The organism is Pirellulales bacterium (genome assembly GCA_019694455.1).
Classification (GTDB): domain Bacteria; phylum Planctomycetota; class Planctomycetia; order Pirellulales; family JAEUIK01; genus JAIBBY01.
On record JAIBBY010000007.1, the window covers coordinates 104,828 to 122,721 of the forward strand.

A 17,894-nucleotide genomic window follows, 5' to 3' on the forward strand; every position below is an offset into this window, starting at 1 on the left:
CCTGCGACGTCGCACTTCCTGCCGCGGGCCTGAATGAACCCAGGGATTGCGCAGTGCGGTGTACCTGATACCCGATCACATTCCGGTCTCCACTTATCGGCTGCAGTTTGGGCCGAATTTGCGCTTCGCGCAAGCGTGCGAGCTGGTCGAATATTTAGCGGAGCTGGGCATCGGAGCGGCCTACGCCTCTCCCTTGGTGCGCGCCCGCGAGCATAGCACGCACGGCTACGACGTCGTCGATCATCGTCAGATCGACCCCGCGCTCGGCACAGATGAAGATTTTCGCCAATTGGCGGAGTCGCTGCAGCAGCACGGACTGGGGTTGATGATGGACGTCGTGCCGAATCATATGGGCATCGACGATCCCAACAACTTGTGGTGGCAAGACTTGCTGGAGAACGGCCGCAGTTCGGTCTATTCCAACTTTTTTGACGTCGATTGGGATCCGCCTAAAGACGCGCTCAAGCAAAAGGTGTTGTTGCCGATCCTCGGCGAGCAGTATGGCCGCGCGCTCGAAAACCAAGAGTTGCAGATTGTCTGGGAAGATCAGCGGCTCAAAGTCGCCTATCACGACCGCCGATTTCCTCTGGCGCCGCGCACCTGGGCCGACGTGCTGCGGCTGGCGCTCGAGGCGGTCGCGGTCGAAATGTCGCCCGACGATCCGGACCGCATGGAGCTGGAGAGCATTGCCACTGCGCTCGATAATCTGCCGCCGCAGGATGAATGCGATCCTGAACTGGTGCAGCAGCGCTACCGAGAAAAAGAAGTGGCGCGCCGCCGCCTGGCGGCGCTGGTCGAAATCAGCGCCGCGATTCGCGACGCTCTGAACGGCGCGCTGCGCGAACTTAATGGACGCCAGCACGACCCACGTAGTTTTGACCGCCTGGAGCAGTTGTTGTCGCGGCAACCCTATCGGCTCGCTTACTGGCGAGTGGCCACCGACGAGATCAACTACCGGCGCTTCTTCGACATCAACGAACTGGCGGCCATTCGCGTCGAGGACCCCGAAGTGTTCGAGGCGGTGCATGCCTTGCAGTTCGAGTTCATCCGCCGGGGCTGGGTTACGGCCCTGCGGATCGACCATCCCGATGGCCTGCTCGATCCACAGCAATATTTCGAAAACCTGCAGGACGCGTACCGGCAACTTGGTCAGACGCCCGATGCTCCACCGCCTGGGCCCCCCGCCAGTTTCTACATCGCGGTGGAGAAAATCCTCGCCCACGACGAAACGCTGTGCGCCGCATGGCCGGTGAATGGCACCACCGGCTACGACTTTTTGAATTTGCTGAACGGGCTCTTTGTGCACCGCGAAGGCGCCGTGCGGCTCAGGCAGTGCTATGCCCGCTTCATCGACGCGCCCAGTCGCTTTGCCGACGTGCTCTACGCGAGCAAGAAGACGATCCTGAACGTTTCCATGTCCAGCGAACTGCATGTGCTGGCCGGACAACTGGATCGCATCTCGGAGCAGCACCGTTGGTCGCGGGATTTCACGCGCACGTCGCTGCGCCGCGCGCTGCGCGAGGTGATTGCCTGCTTCCCCGTGTATCGCACCTACATCCGGCCGGGCGAAAGCCAACCCACCGAAGATGACCGTCGCCGCATTGCCACCGCGATTCGCTTCGCCAAGCGGCGCAACCCCGAAATGAGCTCGGCGTTTTTTGACTTCATCGCCTCGGTGCTCTTGCTGGAGGATCCCGATGGCCTCTCGGACGAAGAGATCGCGGTGCGCCGCGATTTCGTGTTCAAGTTCCAACAGGTCACCGGGCCGGTCACGGCCAAAGGAGTGGAAGACACGGCGTTTTACCGCGACTATCCGTTGGCCTCGTTGAACGAAGTAGGTGGCGACCCGGCGATTCCCGGCGTAAGCCTCGATCAGTTTCATCGGCGCAATATCGAGCGGCACAGTGCTTGGCCCTTCTCCATGTTGGCCACCGCCACGCACGACACCAAGCGCGGCGAGGACACGCGGGCTCGGCTCAACGTGCTCGCCGAAATGCCCGATGAATGGGCCGAAATCGTGGCCCACTGGAGCGAGTTGAACGCCTCTCGGCAAATCGATGTCGATGGCGTCATGGCCCCGGACAAAAACGAAGAGTACTTGCTTTACCAAACCCTGCTGGGCGTCTGGCCACTGGCCGCGCCCAACGAGGCGGAACGCTCCGCACTGGTGGAGCGCATCCTTCAATACCTCGACAAGGCGTTCAAAGAAGCCAAAGTCCACACCAGTTGGCTGAATCCCAATCAGGAACACGACGCGGCGGTGGCCGATTTCGCGCGGACGATTCTCGATCCGGCGCAAAGCCCGGAATTTCTTCACGAGCTGACGCGCCTGGTAGACCATGTCGCGTCGGCGGGATTCACCAATTCCCTGGCGCAAACGCTGATCAAGATCGCCGCGCCTGGCGTGCCAGATTTCTATCAAGGCACGGAGTTGTGGGATTTCAGTCTGGTCGATCCCGACAACCGCCGACCGGTTGATTTTGGCGCGCGGCAGGCGCTTTTGAGTGAACTCGACGCCGCGGCGGAATCAAATCTTAATGAAACAGTGCGCGGGCTGCTGGCGGCTTGGCCCGACCCGCGAGTGAAAATGTTTGTCGTCAGTCGCGCGCTGCGTTATCGCCGCGCGCATGCCGACCTCTTCTTGCGAGGCGGCTACGTCCCGCTGAACGTCGAAGGATCGCGCGCGGAGCATGTGTGCGCCTTCGCGCGGCAACACGAGGGGCGGCACGTGGTTTGCGTCACTCCGCGCTTTACACTCGCTGCTTGGCGCGAGGCAAACGCAAGTCCCGCGACTGGCGCCGCGGGCTGGCGACCGGCGGCCTGGTGGCGCGGCACGACCCTACGGTTGCCGGCCGAAATGGCCGTCGAGTGCCGCGATTGCCTCACCGAGCGCTGGGTAGGCGCGTCGCAAGATCGCGCTATCGATGTTGCCGACGTGTTGGCTCAATTTCCCGTCGCGTTATTGGAAGGCTAACCTCATCGCGAAACCTTCGCGCTTCCATCCGACGAGACTCTTTGGAAAGAAATCAAAACTCCATGTCGAAGCTGCGGCTCTGGCCAGGACGTTCTTATCCGCTCGGCGCCACTTGGGATGGCAGCGGCACTAATTTCGCGATTTATTCGGAAAACGCGACCCAAGTGGAGATCTGTTTTTTCGACTCTCCTGATGCAGAGCGCGAGTCGTATCGCGTTTCGCTGCCCGACAACACCGACCAGGTGTGGCACGGCTATTTTCCCGATGTGCTGCCGGGCCAACTCTATGGCATCCGCGTGCATGGCCCCTACGACCCCAAGGCGGGCCACCGCTTCAATCACCATAAGGTGTTGCTCGATCCCTACGCCAAGGCAATTGGCCGCGAGGCGCGCTGGTGCGACGAAATGTGGGGCTACAAAATTGGCGATCCCGCGGCCGATCTTTCGTTCGACGAACGCGACAACGCCGCTGCGGCGCCACTGGCGGCGGTAATCGACAACGCCTTTACTTGGGGCGACGATCGACGGCCGCAAACGCCCGTCAACCGCACGCTCATTTACGAACTGCACGTCAAAGGTTTCACCAAACTCCATCCCGAAGTTCCAGAGAATCTCCGCGGCGCCTATGCCGGCCTCAGTTCCGAGGCGGCCATTCGCTACCTCACCAACCTCGGCGTCACGGCTGTGGAACTGCTGCCTGTGCACGCGCACGCCGACGATCGCCATCTGGTGGATCGGGGCCTGGTCAACTACTGGGGCTACAACACCATCGGCTTCTTCGCGCCGGAGCCGAGTTACGCGTCGAACAACAACCCTGCCGACGCGGTTCGCGAGTTCAAGACCATGGTGCGCACGCTGCATGCCGCCGACATCGAAGTTATTTTGGACGTGGTCTACAACCACACAGCCGAGGGCAATCAGCTAGGGCCGCTACTCTCGTTTCGTGGCATCGACAATGCGGCGTACTACCGACTTTCGCCAGACGACCCGCGCTACTACGTCGACTACACTGGTTGCGGCAACACCTTCAATATGCGCAATCCACGGGTGTTGCAGCTCATTATGGACAGCTTGCGCTATTGGATCACGGAGATGCGGATCGACGGGTTTCGCTTCGACCTGGCCAGCACGCTCGCCCGCGAGTTACACGAGGTCGATCGCTTGTCGGCGTTCTTCGACATCATTCAACAAGACCCGATCATCTCGCAGGTCAAATTGATCGCCGAGCCGTGGGACCTGGGGAGCGGAGGCTATCAGGTGGGCAACTTCCCGGCCTTATGGTCGGAGTGGAACGGCAAATATCGCGATTGCGTCCGGCATTTTTGGAAAGGCGACGGAGGCATCGCTTCCGAATTCGCCACCCGCATCTGCGGCTCCAGTGATCTCTATGAGTGGAGCAGTCGCCGGCCGCACGCTAGCATCAATTTTGTCACCTGCCATGACGGTTTCACGCTTAACGATCTGGTCTCTTACGACAAGAAGCATAACGAGGCCAACGGCGAGGACAATCGCGACGGCGCCGACGACAACATTAGCTGGAACTGCGGCGCGGAAGGTCCCACCGACGACCCCGCGATCATCGCGCTCCGCGATAAGAAGAAACGCGGCTTTCTCGCCACACTGCTATTGTCGCAAGGCGTACCCATGCTGCTCGCCGGCGACGAAATCGGCCACACCCAGCAAGGCAATAACAACGCGTATTGCCAGGATAACGAGCTCACCTGGCTCAACTGGTCGTTGAACGAACGTCAAGAATCGCTCCTCAGGTTTACCCGCTGGGTAATCAAAGTGTTTCACGAGCATTCGGTGTTTCATCGCCGCCGCTTCTTTCACGGCAAGGAACTGCGCGGCGACGGCGCCCCAGAAATCAAATGGCTGGAGCCTTCCGGCAACGAAATGTCTGACGAAGCCTGGAAAGGCGACTTCGTCCGCTGTTTAGGTGTGCAACTCTTTGGCGGACAAATCGATGTCGATGATCGCGGCGCGCCGATCTCTGGCGACACCATCCTCATGCTGTTCAACGCCGATCATGCCAACCAGATTCCCTTCACTCTGCCGCCGCCGGGCGACGGCGCCCCTTGGGAGCTGTTGATCAACACCGCGGTCGAATTCACGAATGGTCGCGATGACCAACACGCGGTGTTCGAACGGCAAATGACGCTCGCCCCCTGCTCGATGGCGGTGCTGCGTTCCAAGATCACCACGCCCGAGGAGTTGCTCTAGGCTTTGGAGCGCTCCGATGACGTCGCTACGGCGCGCCGCTCAAAGCTGCTCGCTCGCGGGCGCCGGACTGGCGGCTTCGAGCCACAAGGGTCGACCATTTGCGTCGCGCAGGTCCAGGACGACCTCGCCGATCTGAATCCGCCGCGCAATCAAGTGGCACTCGTCGCACCACCATCCCCAAACGGTGACCAGACCCGTGCGCGTGAGTAGTGCCTCGTGCCGCGAGAAGAATTCGGCCGGGGCAAGCTCCACGGTCACAGGACCATCGGCGGAGAGTATGCGAATGACTTCGCCCGTCGACCGCGCGTTCAGCCCCGCGGCGATCCCCGTGGCGTGTTCGATCGAAAGAATCCGCCCGCGCATTTGCGCCACGCCGCGTGGATCGTAAAGCGCCGTGAACAGCGGCTGCTCGTACCAGCAGTGATGGCAACCGTAATAGTCCAGCACGTAAGCGCCCCATTCCGGCGCCAGCGCCATGTTCCAGGTCTCGCGCGTGAAGCGCGGCGCGGTGATCGGCGGCGCGACTGCTAGCCGCAGCCGCAATTCGTTCTCGATGCGAATCGGCGTCAACACGCAAAACGGAATCGCGTACAACGCCTCTTCCGGGTGATCGGCCGGTTCCACTGCCAGGTACCGCGCCTTGCCGGCCAAGAGATCGATGGCCAGGTCGACCACCTTTCCCAGTCGGGCGTCGCTGGGCAAATAGACGTTCGCGGCGAGCATCTCGGCGCCCGTCAGATATGGCAATCCCGCCAGCGTTGCGTACCAGCCGGCGTGTCCCTGCTCGTCGCGAATGGTCCAAGCTCTGGCTTCGTTGGTCACTGTTGCCGCCATCACGACCGGCTCCGGCGACAGATCATACCCGGGAATGCGCAACTCGCGCCCGCGCACCTGGATGGTGGCGCCATTGGTCAACTTGGGATGGCTGCCAAGCACCCACCAATTCGGTCCCAGCACAACGCGCCGTGTGACCCCTTCGACGTCGACAAAGAGCTGCACGGCCGGGCAGAGCCCTTCCACCAGATCGATCAACTCCGCGCGAATGAGTTTGCCTTGAAGTTCGATATCGGTCGCGTTGGCGTACAGCAATTCCAGCGCGCCGCGCGGCCCCCAGCCGCAATAGGGATCATTCACCGGACAGCAATGGCCGAGGCCGTAGTGTTGGTAGCAGGTCTCCAGCCAAGCGCGATCCGCTAACTTGTCGATGGATCCATCCCATGCCGGTCCTTTCTCCAGATGCGCGCGATCGTGGATCGAAACGAGCTCCACCTTTTCGTCGCGCAGGCGCGGCGTGAATTGACAGGCGGGCAGGGCCATGCGCTTGCCGTCGCCAGTCAGTGTGACCACAGCCACCAAGATCTCGCCACTCCGCGCATCGATCATCACGTCGTCGAGCTTGGCCAACGGCGCTCCATCGCTCGCGACGATCGGCGCGCCGACCAGCTTGGAGTATTGCATCATCGTGGTCGGCACAACAAAGGAGTCGCCGCGCGCGGCGGCGCTGGCTAGGCAAAGCGTGGCGCAGAGCGAGAAGAATCCAATTCGCGATGTCATGAGTAGCTCACGGGAAGATGCCCGAGTCAAACACATACGGTTCCACAATAGACAGCCGCGTTCAGCCATTCCACGCGGCGGCGCGACAAGTCGCCAAACCAGGCTCCAGGCGTCCGGCGCACTCGGTACAATCGGCGCCACCCGCCTCAGCAAAGAGGCCGATACCGTCCAGTGGAGCAAAGGCGGCGGCTGTCGGGCGTAGCTAGTTCGTGGCCGCCGCACGACACATAAACGTGCTGCTCCTTGGAGCAGTTTGCCGGGTCGGCACAACTAGCGCGGCATCCAGTTGCTGCGAGCTGAATTGGCGATTCGCCACTCGACTTCAGCATGCTGCTGTTTCGATGAAAGCATTAATCCGCGCCGCGCGCGGCAGGCAGTTCCGTATGCGGCGTCCGACTCGTTCGATTGGAGAAGCCATGCCGGCCCGTGGATGGATCGCGAACCTTGGTCGAGGCGTGTTGCTCGCGGCCGCATGGGCATATCAGGGCGGCGCGGCGCAGGCGCTCGACAATTCCCCCTGGTGCCGTTCGATCGGCATTGGCCACGGTCCCGGATATCACGCCTACGAATGTTGTCCCGGGTATGGCAAATGGGCGCACCCAGTATACGGCGACCCTTGTGCGCGGCCCCGCTATCCCGGCGCTTATGGTTGCGGTCCGCAATGCGGCCAGTGTGGCCAATGCGGCACAAGCGCCAACATGTCGTATGGTGTGGCATCGGGGTATCCGGGAACGTTTGTCCCCGTCGCCGCGCCCTACATGGTGGCGCCGCAAGTCGTGCCGATGATTCCCCTGACTCCAGCCATTCAGCAGCCAACTCCCGCTGAGCCTCCCCCTGGCAGCGCGCCGGAAGAAGTGACGCCTGAAGAACTCAAAGAGGGGGAAGTGCTGCTACGAATCGAGCAGCCAGCGCTGGCGCTGGTCCAGCCCCCCAGGCAACCAGTCGCCAAGCGTCGTAGTCCGAACGTAGCCACTCCGGCGCCACGCACCTACGCCGGTTACTCAATTGGCTATGGCGCGACGAACACGCCGCCCGCGAAGAATCCTCTCGTTGTCGCCGGCCAATCCCTTGTCGCGCGGATGCGCCAACCGACCCAGGAGCAGCCGATGTATTACAGCGGTTTTGGCGTGCCGCTGGCCAGGCGAACGCATACTGCGGCGCCGCGGCCGTCTATCGACTCATTAGATTCGCACGAGGCCGAAGCGCCAGTCCTTGCGGAAGACCAGGAACTGGAGCCAATTGTCGACGACTCCGCGCCCCCCAAGCTGGTGCCCACCGATCTGGTCGAGGCCGTTCCGGTGTCGCGCCGCATCGCACGGGCGCCTGCCGCTCCTTAACAGGCCGCGCAACTGCCGCGGCGCTTGTCAGACGCGTCAGCAACAGCAATCGCCCCTCCTAAAGTAGGGGCTGCGTCTTGGGGACACCCCCGCTTGCGCTTCGATCGCAGCGCAATTCCCGCGCAAGACTAATGCGGCATTTCCTGGGTGAAAACCGGCGGATCAGCCGACAGGTTGCGCTCGCCAGCGGTCCCCATTCGCGCCGCCGAGGATTCACTGGCATTACGCCGGCCGATGGCGCCAGACAGACCTAAGAAAAGCCGTCGCAATTGGCTTTTTGGTCGTTGCCGGACCGTTTGTCCTTAATTACCTTGGAAGCATTGCCGGAAATCTCGACGGAACGCGTCGACCTTTCCCTACCGGAATCTCTTGACTTGTTTCCGGGCTGGGGCCGGTCATCGGCAGGAACTCTCCTGATCCGCGTGGGTAACCCCCTCGCGGTCTTCACCGGATGAACCGGGTGGCAGGAGCCAACCAACGCAACCCTACGCGCTGGGACAGGCCATTTCGTTGCGCGCTGGCCCAATTTGCCAGGAAACCTAGAGCAGAGAGATCCATGAATCTGAATCCGCTGCACTTGATTACTCGCCGGTTCGCCTCTGCCCCAATCGGGACCAAGAAGCAGCTTCAAAAGCGCTCGCTGCAGCTCGAAACCCTTGAGCGCCGCGCGCTGCTCGCCATCGACGGCTACAACGCCTGGCACAACACGGCCAATGCCACGGATGTGAACAACGACGGGCGCACCTCCGCCATGGACGCGTTGGCGATCATCAACGAACTCAATCGCGGTGGCTCGCGCCGGTTGGGCATGGCCGCCAATCTAATGGCCGCCAACCTCCCCGCCGCGCCGCAAGCGGCCGCCACGCCGAGCATGCTGTACGACGTCAACAACGATGGCGCCGTGAGCGCCATCGACGCGCTGCGCGTGGTCAATCAGTTGAACGCCGAGGCCGACACGCATCTCATGCAGGTCATCCTCAAAGTCACCGACAGCAACGGCGTCGAGTTGACCACATTGAACGTCGGTCAGTCCTTTGAGTTGCGAGCTTATGTGCAGGATCTGCGCGCCGATGGCGACGGCGTCTTTAGCGCTTGGGTCGATGTGACCTACCAGGGAGGTCTTGCCGATGTGACTGGCAGCTTGGCCTACGGCGCCGATTTCCCCAATCAACAAGACGGCGATGCCAGTGTCGACGGCCTGATCGACGAGGCGGGCGGGTTTGGCTTCGCCACGACCGACAATACCGAGCGGCTGCTATGGAAGGTTCCCATGCAGGCAACGGCGGTGGGAACATTAAACTTCGCCTCGAATGCGGCCGACGATGACGACCACGAGTATGGCATCCACGGCGACGAGAGCGCCCTCGATCCTGAGACTCAGGTGCTGTTTGGCGCCAAGAGCATCGACGTCGTCGCCCCCACCGCATCGATCGCCAACAACTCCGTGGCAGAAGGGGACGCCGGCACGAAGACGCTCAATTTCACCGTCACTCTTTCGCAGGCCGCCACCGAGGCGGTCTCCATCGACTGGGAGGCGTTGGCGCTCACCGAAGCCGGCGCCACCGATCTGGCCAGCGCCACCGACGATTTCGTCGCGGTAACCGGCTCGTTGCAGATCGCGGTCGGCCAGACCACCGGCACGATCAGCGTCACCATCAATGGCGACACCACCTTCGAGCCAAATGAGCGGTTCCTCGTGAAGCTCACCGGCATCACTGGCGGCAACGCGGTGCTCAGCCCAACGCAGGCCGAGGCCATTGGCACGATCAACAACGACGATGCGCAACCCGCGTTGTCGATCAACGACGTGTCGATCGTCGAAGGGAACGCCGGGCAGTCAATTCTCAAGTTCACGATATCGCTCAGCAACCCATCGGCCAGCCCTGTGTCGGTGAATGTGTCGACGCAAGACGGCACCGCCGTTTCCACGCCGCCGGGCGCCGATTACGAAGCGCTAACGAATTTCGCCGTGAACTTCCTGCCGGGCGAAACCTCGAAGGACGTCGAGGTGAAGATCAATGGCGATCTGCTTGACGAAGGCAACGAGACGTTCACCGCCAACCTTTCGGATGCGGTGGGCGCAACAATTGCCAAGGGCGTCGGTGCCGGGACCATTACCGACGATGATGGCCCCCCCACACTGTCCATTGCCGACGTCTCGATCACCGAAGGTGACGCCGGGACCAAGACAATGACCTTTGTCGCCACCCTCAGCGCATCCAGCGCTCAGCAGGTGCGCGTCAGCTTTGGCACGCAGAACGGCACGGCCTCGTCGGGCGCAGGCGGCGACTATGTCACCAATAACGGTCTCTTGACGTTCGCTCCTGGCGAAACCGAAAAGTCGTTCACCGTCACCATCAATGGCGATCTCGTCCATGAGGCCGATGAAAAGTTCTTGGTAAAGCTCACCAATTCGATCAACGCCACCATCGCCGATGACGTGGCCGAGGGAACCATCCTGAACGATGACGCCGCTCCCACGCTCGCGATCAGCTCGCCAACCATCGCCGAGGGGAATAGCGGAACCACGCTCCTCACCTACACCATCACTCGAACCGGCGCCACCGCGCTCCCCACGAGCGTCACGGTCTCCACCACCGAGGATGGCACGGCCAAATCGACCGCCGTGGCGCCGCTACTGGCTGACTTCACCGCCAAGTCCGAAGTCATCAATTTCGCCGCCAACGAGACTTCCAAAGAGTTCACCGTGACGGTGCTCGGCGATGCGATCTACGAAGCGGACGAAACGCTGATTGTTCGACTGACGGAAGCCACTGGCGCCACCATCACTACCGCCGATGGCGTCGGCACAATCACCAACGACGACACAGCGCCGAAGATTTCGATTGCCGATAGCCAGGTGGTGGAAGGCGACTCGGGCACAACCAACATCACCTTCACCATTACTCTCTCGTCGCCGAGCGGACAGCCGCTACCAGTCGTGGTGGATGCCCTCACTACGCCGATCGACGGCATTCCCAACGCGGCCAAGAGCGGCGGCTCGATTGGAGATCCCGACGCCGATTACCTGGGCGCCGGCTTCACCGTGGAATTCGCGCCGGGAGAAACCTCCAAAACGGTGACCTACCAGGTGTTTGGCGACACCACCATCGAGGCCGATGAAATCTTCAAGGTCCGTCTGGCCAACGCCGAAGGCGCGACTATCGACCGTCAGGAGGCGATCGGCACCATTCTCGACGACGACGCTCCTTCTATCTCTATCTCCGATGTCGTCAAGGTCGAGGGCAATACTGGCAACAGTCCGTTCACCCAATTCGTCTTTAACGTCACCCTCTCCAAAGAGTCAGACACGCCAATTTCTGTCAATTACAACACCACGCCCAATGGCGCGACCGCCGGCGCTGATTTTGAAGCAGTGACCAACGGCGTATTAACCTTCGCGGCCGGTGAAACCTCGAAGACAATCACCATCAACGTGGTCGGCGACACGCTCGACGAGAACGACGAAGGCTTCCGCGTGGTGCTGAGCAATCCCACCAATCTTGCCAAGTTGGCCGACGCCACTGCCGAAGCCACTATCACCGATGATGACGCGTCCCCCACAATTTCCATCACTGGGCCGACGACCGTGGAAGAGGGAGACAGCGGCCTCACGCCAATTCAATACACCATCAGCCTCAATACAGTCAGTGGCCGCGACGTCACCTTCCGCTTCGCGCTGGAGGGCATCACCGCCACAGTCGGCCAGGACGTGCAACTGCCGCCCATCACCCAGCCGATCACAATTCTCGCTGGTCAAACCACCGCCACCGTCACGGTGAACGTGGTTGGCGACCTGCTGGCCGAAGGCGCCGAAACCTTCCGCGCGCGAATCTCGGAAATCACCAATGCCGACCTCGCTGCTAGCGGAGACTCCGTGGTGACCACCATCACCGAGCAGGATCGCCTGGGCAGCATCAGCGGCTACGTGTATCACGACCCCAACGAGAACGGCTTGCGCGAAACTGGCGAGCGCGGTCTGGAAGGGGTGAAGATCACCCTGTTCATTCGCGATTCCGTCACCGCCGCCATCCTCGACACCGAAGTGACGTACACCGATGGCGACGGCAAGTACACCTTCGCCGATCTGGTCGACGGCATCTACTCCATCGAAGAAGCGCAGCCCGAAGGCTTCACCGATGGTCGCGATTCCATCGGGCAGGGAGGGACTGTCCTCGGTTCCCCGAATGATCTGTTCCACGTGCGAATCGCGCTGGGAGAAGTGCTGCAGAATTACAACTTCGGCGAGAAGGGTTTTGGCATCGGCAACATCTCCAAGAAGAACTTTATCGACTGGGACTAGGTTGGCGCCTGACGCCAGCCAGGGCGAAGGGCCGCTGCTAGCGGACAATCCGCAGGCTGTGGGTCTTCACCAGACAAACCACGCTGGCGCCACGCTCCAGCCCCAGCTCGCGCATCGCGTCGAGGGTGATTTCCGCCCACACGCGCTGTCCCACATCGACCTCGACAAACACCCCTTGCGCTAGTTCGATCAACTGCGTCACGCGCCCGCGCAGATGATTGCGTACGCTCATGCCCGCCAGGTCGCTGCGCGCCAAAATCACGTCCCGGGGAGAGAACGCGACCAGCGTCTCACCCGCCTGTTCCGGCGCCGCTGGCAACTGCAATTGCTGCTCGCCAATGCTGGCCATGGGCCGGCCGTCGACTTGCCGCCAATCGTCCACGCGCAGCAAGTTCATCGGCCCCGTCGCGTCGCTCCACGAGAGCGGCGTCGGCTGCGCAAGCGCGGTTTCCACGCTGCCTTGAGCCACCACTCTCCCGGCATCGATCACCACCACCTCGCTGGCCAATCGCCGCACATCCTCTTGAGAATGCGTGACAAACAGCGTCGACAACTTCCATTCGCAGAGCACGCGTTCCAAGTAACGCAAGATGCGATCCTTCAGCGACACGTCGAGCGCGGCCAATGCTTCGTCAAGCAACAGCAAACGCGGCGACGACAGCACGGCCCGACCCAGCGCCACCCGCTGTCGCTGTCCGCCAGATAGCTGCGCCGGTTTGCGCTCCAGCAGATCTGCGAGTTCCAGCACGCTAATCACGCGCTCCGCGTCGACGCCATTACTATCTCCATTACCAACAGCGCCGCGCCGCCGCGTTCCAAAGCGCAAGTTGTCTTTCACGCTCAAATGCGGGAACAGCAATTGATCCTGCGCCACAATCGCTACTTGTCGCTGCTCAGGACGCAGATTCACTCCCCGCGCCGTGTCGACCAATACGTCGCCCGCCACATGGATCGTTGCCCGATCGGCCGCGCGAAATCCGGCGATCATCTCCAAGACCGTCGTCTTGCCGCTCCCCGACGGGCCAAACAGCGCGGTGATCCCTTCGCCGGTCTCAAATGCCAGGTCCAACTCAAAGCCCGAACGATAACGGTGCTGGCAAGCGAACCGCACGGCGCTCATGAGATGCCCCCTCGCCGCTGTAGCCATTCGCTCGTCGCCAACGCCCCAAACGCCAGCGCGATCGAGACCAGCACCAAGGGCCAACTTGTCTCTAATCCTCCAGGCTGGTTGGCGCGGCTAAAGATCGCCAGCGGCAACGTGCGCGTCTCGCCCGGTATGTCGCCCGCCAGCATGATCGTGGCGCCAAACTCGCCCAGCGCGCGAGCAAACCCTAGCGCCGCGCCCGCCACCACTCCCCCCCGCGCCAGCGGCAGCGAGATCGCGAAAAATGTTCGCCAGCGGCCGGCGCCCAGTCCGCGGGCAGCCTGTTCCAATCGCGGATCGATAGATTCAAATCCCAAGCGGGCCGCGCGGGTCATAAGCGGCAGGCTCACCACGCCGGCAGCCAGCGCCGCGGCTTGCCAAGTGAACACCACGCGCACCCCGATCGCGTCGAGCCACTCGCCAACGCCGCCGCGCGGCGAAAGCAATACCAGCAAGAGCCAACCGGTTACCACTGGCGGCAGCACCAGCGGCAGGTTGACCACTGTCTCCAAAATCCAACGCCCCCGATAGGGCCAGCGGGCAAGCACGTAGCCGAGTCCAACGGCGAGCGGCAGCATACCCAATACCGCGCAGGTGGCCACTTGCAGGCTTAACCACACGGCCATCCAGTCCGCCGCGTTCATGGAGACAATTCCGCCTTGGCGACATTCAAGACTTCTCCAGCCGCAAATCCATAGCCGCGGAAGATCGACGCGGCCTCGGCAGTACAAAGCCAATCATAGAACGCCCGCGCCTCGTCGCTCGCTGCGCCCTGTGTTTTGAGCAGCGCGATCGGGTAGCGCACCTGGCCCGCCAGCGCCGGGTCAATCGCCAGTGCGACGCGCACCTTCTTCGACGCCCGCGCGTCGGTCGCGTACACAATGCCGGCGTCGGCCGCGCCCTCTTCCACATAGGCCAGCGCGAAACGCACATCGTTGCCGCTCACCATCTTGCCGCGAACCGCCTCCCAGATCTTCAACGTTTCCAATGCCTGGCGAGCGTACTTACCGGCGGGCACATGCTCTGGGTCGGCCACCGCCACGCGCCCCACCTGCGGCTTCGCCAGAACGCCGAGCGACGATAGTTCAACCTTGCTGTCTTGGGGGACCACCACGACCAGCGAGTTGGAAAGCAGTATCTGCGAGCGAGCGACCAACTTCCGTTCCGCCAAATATCGCGCCCAGTCTTCATCAGCCGACAAGAATAGATCGGCCGCGGCGCCAGCGGCGATCTGCTGCGCGAGTATCGACGACGCGCCGAACGACGCGACGATCCTCTGGTTTGGATGCCGGGCGCGATACTCGTCGATCGCGGCGCTCAGCGCCTCGGTCGTGCTGGCTGCCGCGAAGATCGTGACTCGCGCGGCGTCATTGTCAGCGCGACCGCTGGCTGCTGATCCACTACAACCGCATAATAGCGCGATGCCGAGAAAACAAACGCAATACGGCCACGCCGTGCGGCGCAAAGGCGAGTCTACTTGCCTGCCGGCCATGCGCCTCTCGCGATCAGAACAACTCTTCAATCGCACGCTTGCCAAAATCGACCAGCGGGAACGGGCGCGACTGTGGGCCCGGCAGCTTGGTTTCAAGATCCAGACCCAGACTGCGATAGATGGTCGCCACCACTTCCGCCGGATCGACCGGCCGCTCGGCCGGCACGCCGCCAATCGGATCGCTGCGCCCCACAACGCGCCCTCCCTGCACTCCTCCGCCAGCGAATTGAATCGTCCAACATTGTGGCCAATGGTCGCGTCCCCCGGCCGGATTCACCTTCGGCGTGCGACCAAACTCGGCCAAGTTGCAAACCAGGGTGTCCCCCAACAGGCCACGCTGATCCAGATCTTCCAACAGCGCGCTATACGCCTGATCGTACATCGGCGCCACGATGTCGCGCATGCCCTCGATCGATGTGAACGGCTTGGAACCGTGAATGTCCCAGGTGATCTCGTCGAACACCGTAAGAAACGTGTTCACCGTGACGAACCGCACCCCCGCTTCGATCAACCGCCGCGAAAGTAGGCAGCACTGGCCAAACCGCGTCATCCCATACCGTTCGCGAACCTCCACCGGCTCCTTGCTTAGGTCAAATGCCTCGCGCGCCTGTGGGCTGGTCATTAGCCGAAACGCCGCTTCAAAGTTGCTGTCGAGCAATTGTGCTGACTCGCTCGCTTCAAAGCTCTTCACGGTCTCGTCGACAATCGCCCGCATCTTGCGCCGCCGATCCAACCGCGCCGTGCCAATCTCGGGGGGGGGCAGCAGATCGGGCGCCTTGAAGTCGGGCTTCGCCGGGTCGGCCATCAGCACGAACGGATCGTGCGACTTGCCCAAAAAGCCCGCGTCTTGTCCATGCGGCAAATTGCCGCCGGTGCGCCCCATTGGCTCCGGCAGCACCACATGCGCCGGCAGATCAGTGCGGCGCCCAAGCAGGTAGCTGGTCACGCAACCCGCATGCGGCGTGTTGACGCCGCCGGAGAACAATCGCCCCGTCTGCATCATCTGATGCCCGGTGTCGTGTACGGCGGCGGCCGTGTGGTAGCAACTGCGCACCAGCGAGAACTTGTCCGCGTGCCGCGCCATTTGCGGAAAAATCTCGGAGATCTGTATCGCGCTGGCGGTCGTGGAGATCGGTTTGAACGGGCCGCGAATCTCCGCCGGCGCCTCGGGCTTCATGTCCCAGGTGTCGAGTTGGCTAGGCGCGCCGAGATTGAAGATCATGATCACGCTGCGCTTGTCGTGCGGCCGGCTGGCGGCGCGCGCTTCGGCAGCCAACAACTGCGGCAGCGACAAGCCGAGCGCGCCGAGCGTGCCCGCTTGTAAAAAGTCGCGCCGTGTGATTCCGTCGCAGGTGCGAAACGTGCCGTCGCCAACCAGATTGAGCATGATGCGCTCCAACAGCAAACGCAGTACGGTAAGCTGCGTCGATAGTAGCAGCCCGCCATAACGGCGGCAACTTCGCGCCGGCCCCAGCGCTCGCATCGCCGGTCAAAATCGCTCAGAATGAACGCCGCACTCATCTCCGTGCCCAAAAAGGGGACTGTTGTCATGCTGACTCTCGAAGGATGCCAGGCTCGCCGCGCGCGACTTTTCGCCAGTCTGGATCGACCGGTTGACTACGCCTTGGTGTTCGATCCGCAGCACCAGATGTATTTTGCCAACTACTATCAAACGCCGTTCGTCTTTCGCACTACCAACGCGGCGGCGGTATTGATCTTGGCCGCCGACGGCCGCGCCACGCTCGTTTGCGACAATCAATTACACGCCTTCGCCGAGCAGGCGTTTGTCGATGAAATCGTCGCCCCCGTCTGGTATCGCGGCCGCGAGAGCGCGCCCCATCGCGAGGCCGCCCTGGTGCGATCCACGCTCGATCAACTCGACAAGTTCAAGGCCGGCCGCTACGGCTACGAGGCCGCCGTCACACCGGTCGGAATCATCGACGGGCTGCGCCAACTACGATCGGGCGTGGAACTTGTGCCCGTCGACGCCGTCATTCATCAGCTCAAACGCGCCAAGGATCCCGACGAGGTCTCGCTTATCCGCCGCTCTCTCATGGCCAGCGATCTGGCCTTTAACACTGCCCTGGCCAAGGTTCGCCCGGGCATGAAAGAACTCGAAGTCTTTCAACTGGTGCAAGACACCGCCCAGCAGGCGATTGGCGAGGCGGTGATCGTCTACGGCGATTTTGTGTCGGGACCGCGCTGCCAGAAGGTGGGCGGTCCTCCTTCAGACCGCGAGATCGAACCGCGCGATCTGGTGCTGCTCGATTTCTCGGTGGTGGTGCGGGGCTATCGTGGCGACTGCGCCAACACCTTTGTTTGCGGCGGCAGGCCGTCCGACGAGGAACGGCGGCTGTACCAGGCGTGCCTGGCCGCCATGGCCACCGGCGAGTCGCTGCTCAAAGCGGGTCAATCGTGCCGCGAGCTTTACGACGCGGTGCGCGATTCGTTCGCCTCGCGGCATCTCGCCGACACGTTTCACACGCACGCCGGTCACGGCATTGGGCTAGGCCACCCCGATCCGCCGTACATCGTACCCGAAAGTTCCGACACTTTGCTGGCGGGCGACGTCATCACGCTGGAACCGGGACAATACCATCCCGGAGTGGCCGGCATGCGCTACGAACGCAATTACCTGATCACCGACACAGGCTACGAACTGCTCTCGCACCTCAAATTAGAGATCGATCAAGAGGCGTAACGCCCGCTGGCGGTCTTTACGTTCGATTCCGCTGGCCGTAAACTATTGGGCTCACGCCGGTTGGCGACGACCAATGGTAGTCGCCACAGGTTCGGGGCGTGGCGCAGTTTGGCTAGCGCGCTTGACTGGGGGTCAAGAGGTCGCAGGTTCAAATCCTGTCGCCCCGA

At 62.2% G+C, this 17,894-nt stretch carries 10 protein-coding genes and 1 tRNA gene; 6 read left to right on the top strand and 5 right to left on the bottom strand.

The genetic code is table 11. From position 1 onward, the window contains the following. The first annotated feature begins 46 nt into the window (after nt 1-46). Both treY and glgX read left to right on the top strand, forming a co-directional pair. Nucleotides 47-2,974, top strand: a complete 2,928-nt coding sequence (gene treY, locus K1X71_05025; GenBank protein MBX7072489.1) for a malto-oligosyltrehalose synthase — start codon at nt 47-49, stop codon at nt 2,972-2,974. A 62-nt stretch (nt 2,975-3,036) separates the two neighbouring features. Further along, nucleotides 3,037-5,196: a glycogen debranching protein GlgX gene (gene glgX / locus K1X71_05030; protein ID MBX7072490.1), complete on the top strand. Its 2,160-nt coding sequence runs from the start codon at nt 3,037-3,039 to the stop codon at nt 5,194-5,196. 39 nt (nt 5,197-5,235) lie between these two features. Here glgX and K1X71_05035 read toward each other — a convergent pair whose 3' ends face one another. After that, nucleotides 5,236-6,750 carry a PRC-barrel domain-containing protein gene (locus K1X71_05035; GenBank protein ID MBX7072491.1) on the bottom strand — a complete coding sequence of 505 codons (1,515 nt, stop codon included), beginning with the start codon at nt 6,748-6,750 and terminating at the stop codon, nt 5,236-5,238. A gap of 416 nt (nt 6,751-7,166) precedes the next feature. On the opposite strand from K1X71_05035, the gene K1X71_05040 reads away from it, so the two are divergent. Then, nucleotides 7,167-8,087, top strand: coding sequence for a hypothetical protein (locus K1X71_05040; protein ID MBX7072492.1), 921 nt, complete (start codon nt 7,167-7,169; stop codon nt 8,085-8,087). A gap of 556 nt (nt 8,088-8,643) precedes the next feature. Then, nucleotides 8,644-12,390 carry a hypothetical protein gene (locus K1X71_05045; GenBank protein ID MBX7072493.1) on the top strand — a complete coding sequence of 1,249 codons (3,747 nt, stop codon included), beginning with the start codon at nt 8,644-8,646 and terminating at the stop codon, nt 12,388-12,390. 37 nt (nt 12,391-12,427) lie between these two features. On the opposite strand, the gene modC is transcribed toward K1X71_05045, so the two are convergent. The 4 genes from modC to K1X71_05065 are packed head-to-tail and all read right to left on the bottom strand — an operon-like array spanning nt 12,428 to nt 16,413. After that, nucleotides 12,428-13,510, bottom strand: a complete 1,083-nt coding sequence (gene modC, locus K1X71_05050) for a molybdenum ABC transporter ATP-binding protein (GenBank protein MBX7072494.1) — start codon at nt 13,508-13,510, stop codon at nt 12,428-12,430. Then, complete coding sequence (modB, locus tag K1X71_05055) at nt 13,507-14,178, bottom strand: molybdate ABC transporter permease subunit (protein ID MBX7072495.1); 672 nt, start codon at nt 14,176-14,178, stop codon at nt 13,507-13,509. The genes modC and modB overlap by 4 nt, the downstream gene beginning before the upstream one ends. After that, on the bottom strand, nt 14,175-15,026 hold the full coding sequence (gene modA / locus K1X71_05060; protein ID MBX7072496.1) for a molybdate ABC transporter substrate-binding protein: 852 nt from the start codon (nt 15,024-15,026) through the stop codon (nt 14,175-14,177). The genes modB and modA overlap by 4 nt, the downstream gene beginning before the upstream one ends. Before the next feature lie 13 nt (nt 15,027-15,039). Next, complete coding sequence (locus tag K1X71_05065; protein ID MBX7072497.1) at nt 15,040-16,413, bottom strand: DUF1501 domain-containing protein; 1,374 nt, start codon at nt 16,411-16,413, stop codon at nt 15,040-15,042. 162 nt (nt 16,414-16,575) lie between these two features. On the opposite strand from K1X71_05065, the gene K1X71_05070 reads away from it, so the two are divergent. Continuing rightward, a complete protein-coding gene (locus K1X71_05070; GenBank protein MBX7072498.1) occupies nt 16,576-17,727 on the top strand; it encodes a Xaa-Pro peptidase family protein in 1,152 nt (383 codons plus the stop codon). Nucleotides 17,728-17,819: 92 nt separating this feature from the next. Then, nucleotides 17,820-17,894 (top strand) — tRNA-Pro (locus K1X71_05075).

Bases quoted from the DNA above. Each gene is read 5' to 3' on its own strand.
- glgX (MBX7072490.1), top strand. From the start codon at position 3,037: ATGTCGAAGCTGCGGCTCTGGCCAGGACGTTCTTATCCGCTCGGCGCC.
- K1X71_05035 (MBX7072491.1), bottom strand. From the start codon at position 6,750: ATGACATCGCGAATTGGATTCTTCTCGCTCTGCGCCACGCTTTGCCTA.
- K1X71_05040 (MBX7072492.1), top strand. From the start codon at position 7,167: ATGCCGGCCCGTGGATGGATCGCGAACCTTGGTCGAGGCGTGTTGCTC.
- K1X71_05045 (MBX7072493.1), top strand. From the start codon at position 8,644: ATGAATCTGAATCCGCTGCACTTGATTACTCGCCGGTTCGCCTCTGCC.
- modC (MBX7072494.1), bottom strand. From the start codon at position 13,510: ATGAGCGCCGTGCGGTTCGCTTGCCAGCACCGTTATCGTTCGGGCTTT.
- modB (MBX7072495.1), bottom strand. From the start codon at position 14,178: ATGAACGCGGCGGACTGGATGGCCGTGTGGTTAAGCCTGCAAGTGGCC.
- modA (MBX7072496.1), bottom strand. From the start codon at position 15,026: ATGGCCGGCAGGCAAGTAGACTCGCCTTTGCGCCGCACGGCGTGGCCG.
- K1X71_05065 (MBX7072497.1), bottom strand. From the start codon at position 16,413: ATGCTCAATCTGGTTGGCGACGGCACGTTTCGCACCTGCGACGGAATC.
- K1X71_05070 (MBX7072498.1), top strand. From the start codon at position 16,576: ATGCTGACTCTCGAAGGATGCCAGGCTCGCCGCGCGCGACTTTTCGCC.